This is a genomic window from Pseudomonas farsensis (assembly GCF_014268805.2).
In the GTDB taxonomy this organism is placed as follows: domain Bacteria; phylum Pseudomonadota; class Gammaproteobacteria; order Pseudomonadales; family Pseudomonadaceae; genus Aquipseudomonas; species Aquipseudomonas farsensis.
In genome coordinates, this window is the sequence record NZ_JABWRF020000001.1 from 1,331,086 (window position 1) to 1,347,838 (window position 16,753).

General features: G+C 59.8%; 19 protein-coding genes and 1 tRNA gene. 17 read left to right on the plus strand and 3 right to left on the minus strand.

Annotated features, from left to right (window positions below; translation table 11 throughout):
• Positions 1–330 precede the first annotated feature (330 nt).
• The 7 genes from HU719_RS05890 (at position 331) to HU719_RS05920 (ending at position 7,347) form a co-directional block, all read left to right on the plus strand.
• Positions 331–1,284 (plus strand): sugar ABC transporter substrate-binding protein, encoded by a 954-nt coding sequence (locus HU719_RS05890; protein ID WP_186535356.1) that lies wholly within the window; start codon positions 331–333, stop codon positions 1,282–1,284.
• 69 nt (positions 1,285–1,353) lie between these two features.
• The gene (locus tag HU719_RS05895) at positions 1,354–2,901 is read left to right on the plus strand and encodes a sugar ABC transporter ATP-binding protein (protein WP_189659833.1); all 1,548 of its coding nucleotides are present in this window, start codon (positions 1,354–1,356) and stop codon (positions 2,899–2,901) included.
• Complete coding sequence (locus tag HU719_RS05900) at positions 2,898–3,893, plus strand: ABC transporter permease (RefSeq protein ID WP_186519088.1); 996 nt, start codon at positions 2,898–2,900, stop codon at positions 3,891–3,893. Before HU719_RS05895 ends, HU719_RS05900 begins: the two co-directional genes overlap by 4 nt.
• Before the next feature lie 4 nt (positions 3,894–3,897).
• Positions 3,898–4,920, plus strand: a complete 1,023-nt coding sequence (locus tag HU719_RS05905) for a LacI family DNA-binding transcriptional regulator (RefSeq protein WP_186519086.1) — start codon at positions 3,898–3,900, stop codon at positions 4,918–4,920.
• Between the two features lie 10 nt (positions 4,921–4,930).
• Complete coding sequence (gene rbsK, locus HU719_RS05910; protein ID WP_186535358.1) at positions 4,931–5,839, plus strand: ribokinase; 909 nt, start codon at positions 4,931–4,933, stop codon at positions 5,837–5,839.
• Complete coding sequence (gene rbsD / locus HU719_RS05915) at positions 5,836–6,240, plus strand: D-ribose pyranase (protein ID WP_186519082.1); 405 nt, start codon at positions 5,836–5,838, stop codon at positions 6,238–6,240. Before rbsK ends, rbsD begins: the two co-directional genes overlap by 4 nt.
• 87 nt (positions 6,241–6,327) lie before the next feature.
• Positions 6,328–7,347 (plus strand): nucleoside hydrolase, encoded by a 1,020-nt coding sequence (locus HU719_RS05920; protein ID WP_186535359.1) that lies wholly within the window; start codon positions 6,328–6,330, stop codon positions 7,345–7,347.
• On the opposite strand, the gene HU719_RS05925 is transcribed toward HU719_RS05920, so the two are convergent.
• The gene (locus tag HU719_RS05925) at positions 7,319–7,531 is read right to left on the minus strand and encodes a hypothetical protein (protein ID WP_186519078.1); all 213 of its coding nucleotides are present in this window, start codon (positions 7,529–7,531) and stop codon (positions 7,319–7,321) included. The genes HU719_RS05920 and HU719_RS05925 overlap by 29 nt on opposite strands.
• A 287-nt stretch (positions 7,532–7,818) precedes the next feature.
• On the opposite strand from HU719_RS05925, the gene HU719_RS05930 reads away from it, so the two are divergent.
• The gene (locus HU719_RS05930; protein WP_186535360.1) at positions 7,819–8,139 is read left to right on the plus strand and encodes an I78 family peptidase inhibitor; all 321 of its coding nucleotides are present in this window, start codon (positions 7,819–7,821) and stop codon (positions 8,137–8,139) included.
• A gap of 102 nt (positions 8,140–8,241) precedes the next feature.
• On the opposite strand, the gene HU719_RS05935 is transcribed toward HU719_RS05930, so the two are convergent.
• Together HU719_RS05935 and HU719_RS05940 are read right to left on the minus strand one after the other, a co-directional pair.
• Positions 8,242–8,454 (minus strand): cold-shock protein, encoded by a 213-nt coding sequence (locus tag HU719_RS05935; RefSeq protein WP_012273095.1) that lies wholly within the window; start codon positions 8,452–8,454, stop codon positions 8,242–8,244.
• A gap of 161 nt (positions 8,455–8,615) precedes the next feature.
• The gene (locus tag HU719_RS05940) at positions 8,616–8,918 is read right to left on the minus strand and encodes a hypothetical protein (protein WP_186535361.1); all 303 of its coding nucleotides are present in this window, start codon (positions 8,916–8,918) and stop codon (positions 8,616–8,618) included.
• Positions 8,919–9,250: 332 nt separating this feature from the next.
• On the opposite strand from HU719_RS05940, the gene thrS reads away from it, so the two are divergent.
• The 9 genes from thrS (at position 9,251) to HU719_RS05985 (ending at position 16,721) form a co-directional block, all read left to right on the plus strand.
• The gene (thrS, locus tag HU719_RS05945) at positions 9,251–11,173 is read left to right on the plus strand and encodes a threonine--tRNA ligase (RefSeq protein WP_186519072.1); all 1,923 of its coding nucleotides are present in this window, start codon (positions 9,251–9,253) and stop codon (positions 11,171–11,173) included.
• Positions 11,174–11,725 (plus strand): translation initiation factor IF-3, encoded by a 552-nt coding sequence (gene infC / locus HU719_RS05950; protein ID WP_186519070.1) that lies wholly within the window; start codon positions 11,174–11,176, stop codon positions 11,723–11,725.
• A 60-nt stretch (positions 11,726–11,785) separates the two neighbouring features.
• On the plus strand, positions 11,786–11,980 hold the full coding sequence (gene rpmI, locus HU719_RS05955; RefSeq protein ID WP_028696462.1) for a 50S ribosomal protein L35: 195 nt from the start codon (positions 11,786–11,788) through the stop codon (positions 11,978–11,980).
• A gap of 27 nt (positions 11,981–12,007) precedes the next feature.
• Entirely contained in the window at positions 12,008–12,364 is a 357-nt protein-coding gene (gene rplT / locus HU719_RS05960; RefSeq protein ID WP_009394046.1) for a 50S ribosomal protein L20, read from the plus strand.
• Between the two features lie 109 nt (positions 12,365–12,473).
• Positions 12,474–13,490 carry a phenylalanine--tRNA ligase subunit alpha gene (gene pheS, locus HU719_RS05965; protein WP_186535363.1) on the plus strand — a complete coding sequence of 339 codons (1,017 nt, stop codon included), beginning with the start codon at positions 12,474–12,476 and terminating at the stop codon, positions 13,488–13,490.
• A gap of 30 nt (positions 13,491–13,520) precedes the next feature.
• Positions 13,521–15,902, plus strand: coding sequence for a phenylalanine--tRNA ligase subunit beta (gene pheT, locus HU719_RS05970; protein WP_186535365.1), 2,382 nt, complete (start codon positions 13,521–13,523; stop codon positions 15,900–15,902).
• Between the two features lie 4 nt (positions 15,903–15,906).
• Positions 15,907–16,209, plus strand: a complete 303-nt coding sequence (gene ihfA / locus HU719_RS05975; protein WP_009394049.1) for an integration host factor subunit alpha — start codon at positions 15,907–15,909, stop codon at positions 16,207–16,209.
• Positions 16,190–16,546 (plus strand): MerR family transcriptional regulator, encoded by a 357-nt coding sequence (locus HU719_RS05980; protein WP_186519064.1) that lies wholly within the window; start codon positions 16,190–16,192, stop codon positions 16,544–16,546. The genes ihfA and HU719_RS05980 overlap by 20 nt, the downstream gene beginning before the upstream one ends.
• Positions 16,547–16,644: 98 nt before the next feature.
• Positions 16,645–16,721 (plus strand) — tRNA-Pro (locus HU719_RS05985).
• Positions 16,722–16,753 lie beyond the last annotated feature (32 nt).

The window sequence follows — 16,753 nt, forward strand, 5'->3', positions numbered from 1 at the left end:
CCAAATGAGATGTTTGCTGTGTCGCACACCAGCTGACGCAGGTTTCGTACCACCGGCGGCCGTTCGTCGCGTTTTGCCTTTAACTTGTTGATATTCATGAAGAGTATTTCCCTAGCGTATTTCTCAGATACTTCCTACAGTTCGGCTTTCCGAATACCTACAGTAGAGCGGTTCGGTTTTTCGGATACATTGCGCATAATCCGAAGCGCTCAGGTAAAAAGGATGAAACGCGCTGGTGAGGCAAATTTGACAAATGCCGGGCCTGTTTCCATAGTGGGTTACCGCAAACGTTTGCATCCGATAAAAAACACAACATTCGGAGTCAACTTCATGAAACTGCCGTTCCCCGGTCGCCCCCTGGCCGTTGCCGTACTTTCTTCGCTGATGATGGTGTTGCCAATCGCTGGCGCCCATGCCGAAGACAAACCCAAGGTTGCATTGGTCATGAAGTCGCTGGCCAATGAGTTCTTCCGCACCATGGAAGACGGCGCCAAGGCCTACCAGAAAGAACACCCTGACGATTTCGACCTGGTCGCCAACGGCATCAAGGACGAAACCGACACCGGCAATCAGATCCGCATCGTCGAGCAGATGATCGCCACCGGCGCCAAGGCGCTGGTCATTGCGCCTGCTGACTCCAAGGCATTGGTGCCGGTGATCAAGAAGGCCATGGACGCGGGTATTACCGTGGTCAACATCGACAACCGCCTCGACCCTGATGTGCTCAAGAGCAAGGGCATCAGCGTGCCCTTCGTAGGCCCAGACAACCGCAAGGGTGCGTCTTTGGTGGGTGAATACCTGGCCAAGGAGAAGCTCAAGGCGGGTGACCAGGTCGGCATCATCGAAGGCGTGTCCACCACCACCAACGCCCAGCAACGTACCGCCGGTTTCAAGGACGCGATGGAAGAGGCGAAGATGAAAATCGTCTCGGTGCAGTCTGGTAACTGGGAGATCGACAAGGGCAATGCGGTCGCCGCTTCGATGCTCAATGAGTACCCCGACCTGAAGGCGCTGCTGGCCGGCAATGACAGCATGGCACTGGGTGCGGTTTCTGCCGTGCGTGCTGCCGGCAAGACTGGCCAGGTGCAGGTGGTTGGCTATGACAACATCAATGCCATCAAGCCAATGCTCGCCGATGGCCGTGTACTCGCCACCCTCGATCAGGCTGCAAGCCAGCAGGCTGTGTTTGGCATCCAGGCGGCCCTGAAGATGATCAAGGGCGAGAAGCCCGATGTGAACGCCGATAACGTGATCCAGACGCCGGTCAAGCTGATCACCAAGTGACGCCAAGCCCGCCCCCTCTGGGGGCGGGCCAGATTATTCGCTGTAACTCGCACCCTTAGAGAGGTGGCCATGTCGGCCCATGAAACCGTGCTGAGTGTTACCGGCCTGGGCAAGACCTATGCCCAGCCGGTACTCGGTGATATCACGCTCGAATTGCGCGGTGGTGAAGTGCTGGCGCTGACCGGAGAGAACGGCGCCGGCAAGTCGACCCTGTCCAAGCTGATCAGTGGGCTGGAAACGCCCACTGTCGGGCACATGCTTTACCGTGGCCAGCCTTATGGGCCTGCCAGCCGCGCCGAGGCCGAAAGTTTGGGCGTGCGCATGGTGATGCAGGAACTCAACCTGCTCCCGACCCTGACCGTTGCGCAAAACCTGTTTCTCGACAATTTGCCCAGCCGGCTGGGCTGGATCAACCACAAGCGCTTGCGCCAGTTGGCGACGGCCGCCATGGCCCAGGTTGGTCTTGATGCCATAGACCCTGACACCCCGGTGGGTGAGCTGGGTATTGGCCATCAACAGATGGTCGAAATCGCCCGTAACCTTATCGGCGACTGCCACGTGCTGATTTTCGACGAGCCCACCGCGATGCTGACCGCGCGCGAAGTCGAATTGCTGTTTACCCAGATCGACCGGTTACGCCAGCGCGGTGTTGCCATTGTCTATATTTCGCACCGCCTCGAAGAGCTACAGCGCGTTGCCCAGCGCATTGCCGTGCTGCGCGATGGCAAGCTGGTCTGCGCCGAGCCCATCGCACGTTACAGCAGCAACGAGTTGGTCAACCTGATGGTTGGTCGCGAGCTGGGCGAGCATATCGACCTTGGCCGCCGGCAGATCGGTGCGCCGCTGCTTAAAGTCGACAAGCTCAGCCGCGCCGACAAGGTGCGCGAGGTGTCGTTCGAGGTCAGGGCGGGGGAGATCTTCGGGGTTTCCGGGCTGATTGGCGCTGGGCGCACCGAGTTGCTGCGCTTGATCTACGGTGCCGATCAGGCTGACAGTGGCCAGATCGCCCTCGGCCAGCCGCCCGTGCCGGTCACCATCGATTCCCCAAGGGCCGCGGTCAAGGCCGGCATCGCGCTGATAACCGAAGACCGCAAGGGCGAAGGCCTGCTGTTGACCCAGTCGATAAGCGCCAATATCGCCTTGGGCAATCTCGGTGCTGTTTCGCGAGCCGGTGTGCTCGATAGCGCTGCCGAGCGCAGCCTGGCCGAGCGCCAGATCAACGCCATGCGCATCCGCAGTGCCAGCCCTGCACAGGCAGTATCGGAGCTTTCCGGTGGCAACCAGCAGAAAGTGGTGATTGGCCGGTGGCTGGAGCGCGACTGCCAGGTGCTGCTGTTTGACGAGCCCACCCGTGGCATCGATGTTGGTGCCAAGTTCGATATCTACGGCCTGCTGGCTGAACTGGCGCGCCAGGGCAAGGCCCTGGTGGTGGTGTCCAGCGACCTGCGCGAACTGATGCTGATCTGTGATCGTATCGCTGTGCTGTCCGCCGGGCGCTTGATCGACACCTTCGACCGTGTCAATTGGAGCCAGGACCAGCTGCTTGCTGCCGCCTTTGCCGGCTACCAGAAACGCGATGCTTTGCTGCACGACGCAGCTCCCAGGATGGATGCATGAAAACCACACCTCTCGACACCTCCGGCGCCAAGCCCGTTCGCCGCAGCGGCACTTATCTGGGCCTGGGCACCTACCTGGGCCTGGCGGGCGCCTTGCTGGCAATGATCGTGCTGTTCTCGCTGCTCAGCAGCCATTTTCTGTCTTACGCAACCTTCAGCACCTTGGCCAACCAGATACCTGACCTGATGGTGCTGGCGGTTGGCATGACGTTCATTCTGATTATCGGCGGCATCGATTTGTCGGTCGGCTCGGTGTTGGCGTTGGCCGCATCGGCAGTTAGCGTGGCAATTCTGGGTTGGGGCTGGAGCGTAGTGCCGGCCGCGTTGCTGGGGATGGCGGTAGCGGCGCTGGCCGGCAGCATCACTGGCAGTATTACCGTGGCCTGGCGCATTCCCTCGTTTATCGTTTCCCTCGGTGTGCTGGAAATGGCCAGGGGCCTTGCGTACCAGTTCACCGATTCACGCACCGCTTATATTGGCGACGCGTTCGCCTGGTTCTCCAACCCCATTGCCTTTGGCATTTCGCCTGCATTCATCATCGCCCTGCTGGTGATCGTGCTGGCGCAGTTGGTACTGACCCGTACCGTGTTCGGTCGCTATCTGATCGGCATTGGCACCAACGAAGAGGCAGTGCGCCTGGCTGGCATCGACCCGCGCCCTTACAAGATCCTGGTCTTCACCATGATGGGGCTGCTGGCGGGCCTGGCGGCGTTGTTCCAGATTTCCCGCCTGGAAGCTGCCGACCCCAACGCAGGTTCCGGCCTTGAGCTGCAGGTCATCGCTGCAGTGGTGATCGGCGGCACCAGCCTGATGGGTGGGCGAGGCTCTGTCATCAGCACTTTCTTTGGCGTGCTGATCATCTCGGTGCTCGCCGCAGGGCTGGCCCAGATCGGCGCTTCGGAGCCAACTAAACGTATTATCACCGGGGCCGTGATTGTCATCGCCGTGGTGCTCGACACTTACCGCAGCCGGCGTGCGAACCGGCGGAACTGAACCCATGGCAACCATCAAAGATGTCGCGGCAATGGCGGGTATTTCCTATACCACCGTTTCCCATGTACTGAACAAGACCCGACCGGTCAGCGAGCATGTACGGCTGAAGGTCGAGGCGGCCATCGCCGAGCTGGACTACGTGCCGAGTGCCGTGGCTCGCTCGCTGAAGGCGCGCAGCACGGCCACCATTGGCCTGCTGGTGCCCAACAGCGTCAACCCGTACTTCGCCGAGCTGGCCCGGGGCATCGAAGATGCCTGCGAGCGTAACGGTTATTGCGTGATCCTGTGTAACTCCGACGACGATCCACAAAAGCAGCGCAGCTACCTGCGTGTGCTGCTCGAAAAGCGCATTGATGGCTTGGTAGTGGCTTCGGTGGGTGAAGACCGCGATTTGCTCGAAAGCCTGAGCTGCGTGCGCACCCCGATGGTCATCGTTGATCGCGCCCTGGAGGGCGTGGAGGCTGACTTGGTGCGCATCGATCACGAGCACGGCGCCTACCTTGCCACCCGCCATCTGCTCGAGCTTGGTCATCGCGATATCGCCACAATCGCAGGGCCGGTGGATACCGGCGTCGGCCAGCTACGGTTGGCCGGTTTTCAACGGGCGATGGCCGAAGCAGGCATTCAGGTCGCTGATGGTCGTGTCGTCCATAGCGACTTCACCAGCCCCGGCGGGCATGCCGCAGCGGCGCGCCTGCTCGATGGCAAACGCCCCACGGCGATTTTTGCCAGTAACGACATGATCGGTTTCGGCGTGCTGCGTGCGGCGGCCGAACGCAATATCAATGTGCCCGGCGAACTGTCGGTGATCGGCTTCGACGATATCGAACTTAGCCGCTACGTCTATCCGGCGCTGACCACGGTCGGCCAGTCGATTCGCGAGCTGGGCGAGAGTGCGGCGGCATTGCTGCTATCGCGTATCGCCACTGCGCGTCAGGGCAATGCCGAGCATCGAATTGTCGCGCCTCGTATCGTGCTGCGCGAATCCACCGGGCCGCGCCCGGACCTGTTCAACGATTACCGTTAAGGAAATACCCATGGATGCCAAGGTTGTAGTGGTCGGCAGCCTCAATATGGACCTGGTGGCGCGCGCTCAGCGCTTGCCACGCGGCGGGGAAACCTTGCCCGGTGAGCGCTTCTTTACTGTACCGGGTGGCAAGGGCGCCAATCAGGCGGTGGCCGTGGCCAGGCTCGGTGCCAGTGTGGCGATGATCGGCAACGTAGGGGATGACGCCTACGGCCCACAGTTGCGCCAAGCTCTGGAGGTGGAGGGGGTCGACTGCCAGGGGGTAGGGGAATGTGCCGGTGTATCCAGCGGCGTGGCACTGATTGTGGTGGATGCTGCAAGCCAGAACGCGATCGTTGTGGTTCCGGGTAGTAATGGCTTGCTAAGCCCGGAAGCGGTGCAGCGCTACGATGCGTTGCTGCAAGGCGCTGATGTGCTCATTTGCCAGCTTGAGGTGCCTGCAGACACCGTAGCCTGGGCGCTGGCACGGGGACGTGAGCTGGACAAGACGGTAATCCTCAACCCGGCGCCGGCTACCGGGCCGTTGCCACAGTCCTGGTATGCCCACATCGACTACCTGATTCCCAATGAAAGCGAGGCGCAGGCGTTGACGGGCTTGCCGGTGAGCGACCTGGCCAGCGCTCAGCTTGCCGCCGAACGTTTGCGCGAACTGGGCGCAGGGCAGGTGATCGTCACCCTTGGCGCCCAGGGCGCGCTGTATGTGAGTGAGCAGGGCGCCCAGCATTTTCCGGTGGCTGCGGTCACGGCGCTGGATACAACCGCGGCAGGCGACACCTTCGTTGGCGGCTTTGCTGCCAGCCTGGCGCGCGGCATGGCGCTGCCTGAGGCGATTGTTTTCGGCCAGCAGGCCGCAGCTATTTCCGTCACACGTGCAGGCGCTCAGCCGTCCATACCTTACTTGGCGGAGCTCGCCCCGTGAAAAAGACCGCACTGTTGAATATTGCCCTTTCGCGCACCATCGCAGGCCTGGGTCATGGCGACATTCTGGTGATCGGCGATGCCGGCCTGCCAGTGCCGCCGGGCGTCGAGCTTATTGACCTGGCGCTGACACCGGGGATTCCGGATTTTGCGAGTGTGGTGCGCGTGGTGCTGACTGAAATGCAGGTGGAGCGGCACGTCCTCGCCGAAGAAATGTTCGAAGTTGCACCGCCTGGGCTGGCGCAGGTCGAGCAGTTGCATGCCCAGGGCCAGATCGGCCAGCGTGAGAACATCAGCCACGCAGCGTTCAAGGCCTTGTGCCATGAGGCACGGGCGGTGGTCCGCACTGGCGAATGCCAGCCGTACAGCAACATAGCGCTGGTCGCTGGCGTCACGTTCTGAGGCATGGGCCTCTACCCCGTGCGGCGGGGGTAGTGGGCCTAATGGCTCGGGCCTCATACCGCCTATGACAACAAGGAGTGATCACCCATGTCGTTCAAAGCCGCAAAGCGACTGCTGCAAGGAGTCATCATGGTGTCTGCATTCGCCTCTAGTAGCCTGATGGCCGCTCCCCGCGACCTGATCATCGACACCGACCCTGGGGCCGACGATGTCGTCGCTCTGCTGTTGGCCATGGCTTCCCCTGAGCAACTCAACATCCGCGCCATCACCACGGTTGCTGGCAATGTGCGCCTGGAGAAAACCTCGCGCAATGCCCGGCTGGCCAGGGAGTGGGGTGGGCGCGAGGATATCCCGGTGTATGCCGGGGCAGGGCGCCCGCTGGTCCGTGCGCCCATTTATGCAGCCGAGGTCCACGGTGAGGAGGGCTTGACTGGGGTTCAGGTGCACGAGCCCAGAGCGCCGCTTGCCAAAGGTAATGCTGTTCAGTACCTGGTCGAAACGCTCGGCTCAGCGCCGCCGCACAGCATCACCATCGCCATGCTCGGCCCGCAGACCAATCTGGCCCTGGCGCTGGCTCAGCAGCCTGACATCGCCAAGGGCATCAAAGAAGTGGTGGTGATGGGTGGCGCGCACTTCAATGGCGGCAACATCACCCCGGCGGCAGAATTCAACCTGTTTGCCGACCCTCATGCTGCAGAAGTGGTACTCGCCAGTGGCGTCAAGCTGACCTACCTGCCGCTCGATGTAACCCACAAGGTGCTCACCAGCGAAGCGCGCCTCAAGCAGTTGTCGGCGGTGGGTAACAAGGCCAGTAAACGGGTCGTGGACATCCTCAATGCCTACGTTCAACACGACATGCAGCAGTACGGTATGCCTGGCGGCCCGGTGCACGATGCCAGTGTCATTGCCTATCTGCTTGAGCCGTCCCTGTTCAAGGGGCGCGACATACACTTGGTGGTCGACAGCCGCGAGGGCCCGACTTTTGGCCAGACCGTAGCTGACTGGTACGGAGTACTCAAGCAGCCAGCAAACGTCACCTGGATCGAAGAGGGCGATGCCCAGGGATTTTTCGATCTGCTCAGCGCCCGCTTGGCTCGACTGCAATAGCGCCGTGGGGCGCGTAGCGTTCGAACACCTGGTCGATAAAGCCGCGTGCGGCTTCGCTGCCGCGGTCACGTACCAGCAGGTCGATGGCAATCAGCAGGAGTTCCTCGGGTGTGCTGGGGCTGTAGGCGCTTTGGCCCTCGGCCCATTTGACCTTGATATCGGCATCGATGCTGTGGCTGCTCATAAATGGCTCTCGTGGCGCCTGGGTAGAGGGTCGAATACCGAATCCTGGTGTTCGAAAGGAGCCGTTGCGCGCTCCGCTCCTTGGAGTAAATCATGCCTTGCGCAGTGCGGCCCTGCGACTTAAGCATAAGCACGGCCCCGGCCCAAACCTGTGGTTTGGTGCAAAATCCGGTCACGATTGCGTTTAGCGTCTAGCGTGGGGTTCAGGCAGAATCTTCCGGTTTTGCAACAAAACTGTAGGCGGGGTTGTCGCATGGACAATGCCCAGACCGTTTTTTAGGAGGATTCATGTTCCGTACTCGCGCATCCCTGGCGACCTTGCTGGTGGCTACCGTTCTTGCAGGCTGCAGCTCTAACGGCGCCTCGAGCGGCAATTCCGCCCCGGCTGCTGCGGCCAACAATGACGGCCGCTGCGAAGCCAGTGGTGCCGACTTTACCCTCGGCAAGCAGGCCACCCCTGAGCTGCTTGAGCAGGCTCGCAAGGCCAGCGGTTCGCAGATGGGGCGTATTCTCAAGCCGACCGACGTCATCACCCTTGAGTACCGCTCCGAGCGCCTGAACCTGAACGTCGATGAAAAAGGCGTGGTTAGCCGCGTCAACTGTGGCTGATGGCCTAACCTGCAGCGCTGCTTGGGCTGAAGGCTCGCGGCGCTTTTGCAGCGCCCAATAAAAAAACCGCCACAAGTGGCGGGTTTTTTACAACTATCCGAATTACTCCGGACGAACCTGTGCAGCCTGCATGCCCTTCTGGCCGCGCTCGGCGACGAAGGAAACAGTCTGGCCTTCTTTCAGGCTCTTGAAGCCGTCGGATTCGATGGCCTTGAAATGTACGAACAGGTCGTCGCCGCCGCCTTGTGGGGTGATGAAGCCGAAGCCTTTTTCATCATTGAACCATTTGACGGTACCGGTTTGGCGATTGGACATGGGGTGACTCTCCAGAAACATGATTTTTTTTCGAGGTGCTTGTAACCAATGTTACGAAGCACGGGGGACATCATAGTGCATTTCTACGCATCTAGCGCTAATTACATTCACTGGATGTTGATCCAGCGCAAATAATGCTTCGTTTGGCCGAACCGCCCTCATTATTTGGGCTTGCAAGCGCTCTGTACGACTGTCTGGGCGCGCTGCATCAGCGTGGCGTCGACGCCATCCTTGCTGTCGAGGTCTTTGATCTCCTTGTCGCTGAAATTCTTTTTGATGGCTTGAGCGCCGCAATCGCAGTGCTTTTTCGCCGCCGCCGCGTCAACGCCTTGGCCGGTCGCCACTTGTGTGCATTGAGCCATATAGGCTGCCTCCTTGCCCGCTGGGAAACTACCTGCCTGGGCGGCCATCGGCAGCAGCAGGGCGCTCGCGGCAAAGGCGGCCAGAAGGGACTGAAGTCGCATAACCGAACACTCCTTGGGTTAAGGTCTCATCAAGAGTAGGTTGCTTCACCACGTCTGATCGGTTTTTTTCCGCACAAGTTCAGCCCGCTTGGGTAATTGCCAAATATTTCTGCCGGCCGCTCTAGCCCCGTGCTAGCATGGCCGGCTTGTGGTTGCACCTGCAGCCGCAACTCTTTTTACCTTCCAGTCACTCTGGTTCGTCGCTGACAGGCCGAAAGGTCTCTGCCAATGTGAGGCAGGCTTTCCGTATGGAAAGGCAGGTCGGATCTTGTACTGGCTCATCCCAACCCACGTGACCTTTGGTAGGGGTCACCACTAGGAGAGGAGGCGCCATGCCCACTATTACTCTTCCCGATGGCAGTCAACGCGCGTTCGACAAGCCGGTATCCGTAGCCGAAGTCGCCGCCTCGATCGGTGCAGGCCTTGCCAAGGCGACCCTCGCCGGCAAAGTCGACGGCAAGCTGGTAGATGCCTGCGACCTGATCGCACACGACGCCACCCTGCAGATCATCACCCCCAAAGATGCAGAGGGACTGGAGATCATCCGCCACTCGTGTGCCCACCTGGTGGGTCACGCAGTGAAGCAGCTGTACCCGACCGCCAAGATGGTGATCGGCCCGGTGATCGACGAAGGCTTCTATTACGACATCGCCTACGAGCGCCCCTTCACCCCCGACGATCTGGTCGCCATCGAGAAGCGCATGCAGCAGCTGATCGACACCGATTACGACGTGGTCAAGAAGGTGACCCCGCGCGCCGAAGTCATCGACGTGTTCACCCAGCGTGGCGAAGACTACAAGCTGCGCCTGGTCGAGGACATGCCGAACGAGCAGGCCATGGGCCTGTACTATCACGAAGAATATGTCGACATGTGCCGTGGCCCGCACGTGCCGAACACGCGCTTCCTCAAGGCGTTCAAGCTGACCAAGCTGTCCGGCGCCTACTGGCGCGGCGATGCCAAAAACGAGCAGCTGCAACGCGTATACGGCACCGCCTGGGCTGACAAGAAGCAACTGGCGGCGTATATCCAGCGCATCGAAGAAGCCGAAAAACGCGATCACCGCAAAATCGGCAAGCAGCTCGACCTGTTCCACCTCCAGGAAGAAGCACCCGGCATGGTGTTCTGGCACGCCAACGGCTGGACCGTGTACCAGGTGCTCGAGCAGTACATGCGTCAGGTCCAGCGTGAAAACGGCTACCAGGAAATCAAGACCCCGCAGGTTGTCGACCGTATTCTCTGGGAGCGTTCCGGCCACTGGTCCAACTACGCCGAGAATATGTTCACCACTTCGTCGGAAAGCCGCGACTACGCGGTAAAACCGATGAACTGCCCGTGCCACGTGCAGGTGTTCAACCAGGGTCTGAAGTCCTACCGCGATCTGCCGCTGCGTCTGGCCGAGTTCGGTGCCTGCCACCGTAACGAGCCGTCCGGCGCGCTGCACGGCATCATGCGTGTGCGTGGTTTCGTGCAGGACGATGCACACATCTTCTGCACGGAAGACCAGGTCAAGAAAGAAGCCGCCGACTTCATCAAGCTGACCCTCGACGTTTACAAGAACTTCGGTTTCACCGACGTCGCCATGAAGCTTTCGACCCGTCCGGCCAAGCGCGTCGGCTCCGAAGAGCTGTGGGATCGCGCCGAAGGTGCGTTGGCCGATGCCTTGAACGAATCGGGCCTGGAGTGGGAATACCAGCCAGGCGAGGGCGCCTTCTATGGCCCGAAGATCGAATTCACCCTGCGTGACTGCCTCGGCCGTAACTGGCAGTGCGGCACCCTGCAGTACGATCCGAACCTGCCCGAGCGCCTGGACGCCAGCTACATTGCCGAAGACAACGCGCGCAAGCGCCCGGTAATGCTGCACCGCGCCATCCTTGGTTCGTTCGAACGCTTCATCGGCATGCTCATCGAACACTACGCGGGTGTGTTCCCGGCTTGGCTCGCGCCAACCCAGGCGGTGATCATGAATATCACCGATAAACAGGCCGATTTCGCCCTCGAGGTTGAAAAATCTCTGAACGGTAGCGGTTTCCGTGCCAAGTCGGACTTGAGAAATGAGAAGATCGGCTTTAAAATCCGCGAGCATACTTTGCTCAAGGTCCCGTACCTTTTGGTTATAGGGGATCGTGAAGTCGAGACGCAAACCGTCGCTGTGCGTACTCGCGAAGGCGCAGACCTGGGCTCCATGCCCGTCGCCCAATTCGCAGAGCTACTGACGCAAGCGGTTTCCCGGCGTGGTCGCCAAGAATCGGAGTAAATGACTATTAAGCGTGAAATGAGAAACGATAAACGTGCTGCACCGAAAGCCCCGATCAACGAGAATATCTCGGCTCAAGAGGTTAGGTTAATCGGTGCTGATGGTGAACAGCTGGGCATCGTCTCGATCCACGAAGCGCTTCGTATCGCTGAAGAAGCGAAGCTGGATCTGGTAGAAATTTCTGCTGATGCCGTACCGCCTGTGTGTAAAGTCTTGGACTACGGCAAAAGCCTGTTCGAGAAGAAAAAGCAGCAGGCCGCAGCGAAGAAAAACCAGAAGATCATCCAGATCAAAGAAATCAAGTTTCGTCCAGGGACGGAGGATGGGGATTATCAGGTAAAACTACGCAACCTGATACGTTTCCTAAGTGATGGGGACAAGGCCAAGATCTCTTTGAGATTCCGTGGTCGTGAGATGGCCCACCAGGAGCTGGGCATGGAGCTGTTGAAGCGGGTTGAAGCTGACCTCGTCGAATACGGCACCGTTGAGCAGCATCCTAAGATGGAAGGACGCCAGCTTATGATGGTCATCGCCCCCAAGAAAAAGAAGTAATCTCCCGGGCACGGCAGGCCTGATGATTATGTGTAATTTTAACGAATGCGGAGTTCCAACATGCCAAAAATGAAAACCAAAAGCGGTGCTGCGAAGCGTTTCCTGAAAACGGCTACCGGCTTCAAGCACAAGCACGCTTTCAAGAGCCACATCCTGACCAAAATGTCGACCAAGCGTAAGCGTCAACTGCGCGGTAGCAGCATGCTGCATCCGTCTGACGTGGCGAAAGTCGCGCGCATGCTGCGCGTTCGTTAATTCTGGTTAAGATAGAGGAAGTTACTCATGGCTCGTGTTAAGCGCGGCGTTATCGCTCGTAAGCGTCACAAAAAAATTCTGAAACTGGCTAAAGGTTACTACGGTGCTCGTTCGCGCGTATTCCGTGTAGCCAAGCAGGCTGTTATCAAGGCAGGCCAATACGCCTACCGCGACCGTCGTCAGAAAAAACGTCAGTTCCGCGCACTGTGGATCGCTCGTATCAACGCCGGTGCACGCAACAACGGTCTGTCCTACAGCCGTCTGATTGCTGGCCTGAAAAAGGCTTCGATCGAAATCGACCGTAAGGTTCTGGCTGATCTGGCAGTGAACGAAAAAGCGGCGTTTGCTGCGATTGTCGAGAAAGCTAAAGCCGTTCTGGCTTAAGTACCCGCGACAATCACCCGGTGGTGCCAGCACCGCCGGGCATTGAACGTCATCGATAGGGGAAGAGCCTTCAAAGCTCTTCCCCTATTTTCGTATCTGGAGTCTGTACATGGAAAACCTGGATGCGCTGGTCTCCCAAGCCCTTGAAGCTGTGGAGCGCGCTGAAGACATCAATACCCTGGAACAGATCCGGGTTCAGTATCTCGGCAAGAAGGGCGAACTGACCCAGGTGATGAAGACCCTGGGCAATCTGCCAGCCGAAGAGCGCCCCAAGGTTGGCGCGCTGATCAACGACGCCAAGGAACGCGTCACCGAGGTGCTCAACGCACGCAAGGCCGCCTTCGAAGAGGCCGAGCTCAACGCTCGTCTGGCCGCAGAATGCATCGACGTCACCCTGCCAGGCCGTGGCCAGACCACCGGCGGGCTGCACCCGATCACCCGTACCCTCGAACGCATCGAACAGTTCTTCACTCACATCGGCTACGGCATCGCCGAAGGCCCGGAAGTGGAAGACGATTACCACAACTTCGAAGCGCTCAACATCCCAGGCCACCACCCGGCCCGGGCAATGCACGATACCTTCTATTTCAATGCCAACATGCTGCTGCGCACCCACACCTCGCCGGTACAGGTCCGCACCATGGAATCGAGCCAGCCGCCGATTCGCATTGTCTGCCCGGGGCGCGTCTATCGCTGCGACTCCGATATTACCCACTCGCCGATGTTCCACCAGGTCGAAGGCCTGCTGATCGACCGCGGCATCAACTTCGCCGACCTCAAGGGCACCATCGAGGAATTCCTGCGGGTGTTCTTCGAGAAAGAACTGGCCGTGCGCTTCCGCCCGTCGTTCTTCCCCTTCACCGAGCCGTCCGCTGAAGTCGATATCCAGTGTGTAATGTGCTCGGGCAAAGGCTGCCGCGTCTGCAAACAGACCGGCTGGCTCGAAGTCATGGGCTGCGGCATGGTCCACCCAAGCGTGCTGCGCATGTCCGGCATCGACCCTGAGGAATTCCAGGGCTTTGCATTCGGCATGGGTGCCGAGCGCTTGGCCATGCTGCGCTATGGCGTCAACGATTTGCGTCTGTTCTTCGACAACGACCTGCGGTTCCTCGCCCAATTCCGCTAGGCCAATCGACGCAACTTTCAGGAGAACAGCATGAAATTCAGTGAACAATGGCTGCGCGGTTGGGTAAACCCGCAAGTCTCCCGCGATGAACTGGTCGCCCGCCTGTCCATGGCCGGCCTCGAAGTCGACAGCGTAACCCCAGCTGCCGGCCAGTTCAGCGGCATCGTGGTAGGCGAAATTCTCGCTACCGAGCAACACCCGGACGCCGACAAGCTGCGCGTTTGCCAAGTCAGCAATGGCCAGGAAACCTTCCAGGTCGTGTGCGGCGCTCCGAATGCGCGCCCAGGCATTAAAATCCCGTTCGCCATGATCGGCGCGGAGCTGCCAGGCGACTTCAAGATCAAAAAAGCCAAGCTGCGCGGCGTCGAGTCGTTCGGCATGCTCTGCTCGGCCGCCGAGCTGCAGATCAGCGAAGAGAACGATGGCCTGCTTGAACTGGCTGCCGACGCCCCGGTTGGCCAGGACATCCGGCAGTACCTGAACCTTGACGACGCCAGCATCGAGATCGGCCTCACCCCGAACCGTGGTGACTGCCTGTCCCTGGCCGGCCTTGCCCGCGATGTCAGCGCACTGTACGACGTGCCGGTCACGCGCCCGGTGGTGCCCGCGGTGCCTGCCGTCCATGACGAAGTACGCCCGGTGGAAGTTTCGGCCCCAGCCGCATGCCCACGTTACCTTGGCCGCGTTATCCGTAACGTTGACCTGAGCAAGCCGACCCCGTTGTGGATGGTAGAGCGCCTGCGCCGCAGCGACGTGCGCAGCATCGACGCTGCCGTTGACGTCACCAACTACGTGATGCTCGAACTCGGCCAGCCCATGCATGCGTTCGATCTTGCCGAAATCAACGGTGGCATTCGCGTACGTATGGCCGAGGAGGGTGAAAAGCTCGTCCTGCTTGATGGCCAGGAAGTCGCCCTGCGTGCAGATACCCTGGTCATTGCCGACCATAGCCGCGCCTTGGCGATTGCTGGCGTGATGGGTGGCGAGCACAGTGGCGTCAACACCGAGAAGACCCGCGACCTGTTCCTTGAAAGCGCCTTCTTCGAGCCCATTTCTGTAGCTGGCAAGGCCCGTTCCTACGGCCTGCACACCGATGCCTCGCACCGCTACGAGCGCGGCGTCGACTCGCAGTTGGCCCGCGAAGCCATCGAGCGCGCCACAGCACTGTTGCTGGAAATCGTCGGTGGTGAAGCCGGCCCGGTCGTCGAGGCCGTCAGCGAGCAATACCTGCCAAACATTGCGCCGATCACGCTGCGTGCCGACCGCATCGACCAGATGCTCGGCATGCAGATGGACCCTGCTCAAGTCGAGCAATTGCTCAACGCCCTGGAACTGAAAACCAGCGCCAATGGGGCAGGGCAGTGGACTGTCAGCGTGCCAAGCCATCGTTTCGATATCAGCCTTGAAGTCGACCTGATCGAAGAGCTGGCCCGCCTGTACGGTTACAACAACCTGCCGGTTCGTTACCCGCAGGCGCGTCTGGCGCCGCAGGGCAAGCCTGAAACCCGTGGTGAGCTGCCGACCCTGCGTCGCCTGCTGGTCGCTCGCGGCTACCAGGAAGCCATTACCTACAGCTTCATCGACCCTAAGCTGTTCGAGCTGTTCACCCCGGGCGTCGAGCCGCTGCTGCTGGCTAACCCTATCTCCAGCGACATGGCCGCCATGCGCGCCTCGCTGTGGCCGGGCCTGGTCAAGGCGTTGCAGCACAACCTCAACCGCCAGCAAGACCGTGTTCGCCTGTTCGAAAGTGGCCTGCGTTTCGTCGGCCAGTTAGGCAACCTGCAGCAACAGCCGATGATCGCTGGCGTGGTAACTGGCAGCCGCCTGCCAGAAGGTTGGGCCAACGGCCGTGACGCCATCGACTTCTTCGATGTGAAAGCTGACGTTGAAGCGCTGCTCGGTTACTCAGGTGCCCTGGACGCGTTCACCTTCACAAGTGGCAAGCACCCAGCCCTGCACCCTGGCCAGACCGCCCGTATCGAGCGCGATGGCAAGGAAGTCGGCTACCTCGGTGCCATTCACCCAGAGCTTGCCAAGACCCTGGGCCTGGAGCGCCCGGTGTATGTGTTCGAACTGGTGTTGGGCGACGTGGTGGAAGGGCGCCTGCCCAAGTTCAGCGAATTGTCCAAGTTCCCCGAAACCCGTCGTGACCTGGCGCTGATCGCTGGCCGGGATGTGGCTTCGAATGCGGTGCTTGAAGTAATTCGTGACAATGCTGGCGAATGGCTCACAGACCTCAGGCTGTTTGACGTCTACCAGGGTAAAGGCATTGATCCTGATAGAAAAAGCCTGGCCGTCGGCTTGACCTGGCAGCATCCATCGCGCACTCTTAACGACGATGAGGTGAACACTACCCTGCAAAATATCCTCACCTCGCTCGAACAAAGGTTGAACACCACGTTAAGGAAATAACGGCATGGGTGCTCTGACGAAAGCTGAGATGGCCGAAAGGCTGTACGAGGAGCTGGGGCTCAACAAGCGAGAGGCCAAGGAGCTGGTCGAGCTGTTTTTCGAAGAAATTCGGCACGCGCTTGAAGATAACGAGCAGGTCAAGTTGTCAGGCTTTGGCAACTTTGACCTTCGCGACAAACGCCAGCGGCCGGGCCGCAACCCCAAAACCGGGGAAGAGATCCCGATCACCGCACGGCGCGTCGTCACCTTTCGTCCAGGGCAGAAGTTGAAAGCCCGGGTAGAGGCCTATGCTGGAACCAAGCCATAACGACGAGCTGCCCCCCATCCCGGGCAAACGCTACTTCACCATCGGTGAAGTCAGCGAGCTCTGTGCGGTCAAGCCGCACGTGCTACGTTACTGGGAGCAGGAGTTTCCGCAGCTCAACCCGGTAAAGCGCCGTGGCAACCGGCGGTATTATCAGCGCCAGGATGTGCTGATGATTCGCCAGATCCGCGCTTTGCTCTACGATCAGGGCTTCACCATTGGCGGTGCGCGTTTACGCATGTCCAGCGATGAGGTGAAGGATGAGTCCAGCCAGTACAAGCAGATGCTGCGGCAGATGATTACTGAGCTGGAGGATGTGTTGGTGGTTTTGAAGAAGTAGCTATTACCCGATGAGCGGAAGTTTTTTAAAAAAAGCTTCCAATATTCAAAAGGTTAGGTTAAATTCTCAAGCGTTCTCAGCGGTATCGAGAACAGTGTCGGGGCGTAGCGCAGCCCGGTAGCGCACTTGCATGGGGTGCAAGGGGTCGAGTGTTCGAATCACTCCGTCCCGACCAATAATCCCAATGACTTAGGCCATTTCCGAAAG

What these genes read in the sequence shown, in the direction of transcription:
- HU719_RS05935 (WP_012273095.1), bottom strand. Translation starts at nt 8,454, where the DNA reads ATGTCCAATCGCCAAACCGGTACCGTCAAATGGTTCAATGATGAAAAA.
- ihfA (WP_009394049.1), top strand. Translation starts at nt 15,907, where the DNA reads ATGGGTGCTCTGACGAAAGCTGAGATGGCCGAAAGGCTGTACGAGGAG.
- rbsK (WP_186535358.1), top strand. Translation starts at nt 4,931, where the DNA reads ATGGATGCCAAGGTTGTAGTGGTCGGCAGCCTCAATATGGACCTGGTG.
- HU719_RS05920 (WP_186535359.1), top strand. Translation starts at nt 6,328, where the DNA reads ATGTCGTTCAAAGCCGCAAAGCGACTGCTGCAAGGAGTCATCATGGTG.
- HU719_RS05980 (WP_186519064.1), top strand. Translation starts at nt 16,190, where the DNA reads ATGCTGGAACCAAGCCATAACGACGAGCTGCCCCCCATCCCGGGCAAA.
- HU719_RS05895 (WP_189659833.1), top strand. Translation starts at nt 1,354, where the DNA reads ATGTCGGCCCATGAAACCGTGCTGAGTGTTACCGGCCTGGGCAAGACC.
- HU719_RS05905 (WP_186519086.1), top strand. Translation starts at nt 3,898, where the DNA reads ATGGCAACCATCAAAGATGTCGCGGCAATGGCGGGTATTTCCTATACC.
- HU719_RS05890 (WP_186535356.1), top strand. Translation starts at nt 331, where the DNA reads ATGAAACTGCCGTTCCCCGGTCGCCCCCTGGCCGTTGCCGTACTTTCT.
- HU719_RS05930 (WP_186535360.1), top strand. Translation starts at nt 7,819, where the DNA reads ATGTTCCGTACTCGCGCATCCCTGGCGACCTTGCTGGTGGCTACCGTT.
- infC (WP_186519070.1), top strand. Translation starts at nt 11,174, where the DNA reads ATGACTATTAAGCGTGAAATGAGAAACGATAAACGTGCTGCACCGAAA.
- HU719_RS05925 (WP_186519078.1), bottom strand. Translation starts at nt 7,531, where the DNA reads ATGAGCAGCCACAGCATCGATGCCGATATCAAGGTCAAATGGGCCGAG.
- HU719_RS05900 (WP_186519088.1), top strand. Translation starts at nt 2,898, where the DNA reads ATGAAAACCACACCTCTCGACACCTCCGGCGCCAAGCCCGTTCGCCGC.
- pheT (WP_186535365.1), top strand. Translation starts at nt 13,521, where the DNA reads ATGAAATTCAGTGAACAATGGCTGCGCGGTTGGGTAAACCCGCAAGTC.
- thrS (WP_186519072.1), top strand. Translation starts at nt 9,251, where the DNA reads ATGCCCACTATTACTCTTCCCGATGGCAGTCAACGCGCGTTCGACAAG.
- rplT (WP_009394046.1), top strand. Translation starts at nt 12,008, where the DNA reads ATGGCTCGTGTTAAGCGCGGCGTTATCGCTCGTAAGCGTCACAAAAAA.
- pheS (WP_186535363.1), top strand. Translation starts at nt 12,474, where the DNA reads ATGGAAAACCTGGATGCGCTGGTCTCCCAAGCCCTTGAAGCTGTGGAG.
- rpmI (WP_028696462.1), top strand. Translation starts at nt 11,786, where the DNA reads ATGCCAAAAATGAAAACCAAAAGCGGTGCTGCGAAGCGTTTCCTGAAA.
- HU719_RS05940 (WP_186535361.1), bottom strand. Translation starts at nt 8,918, where the DNA reads ATGCGACTTCAGTCCCTTCTGGCCGCCTTTGCCGCGAGCGCCCTGCTG.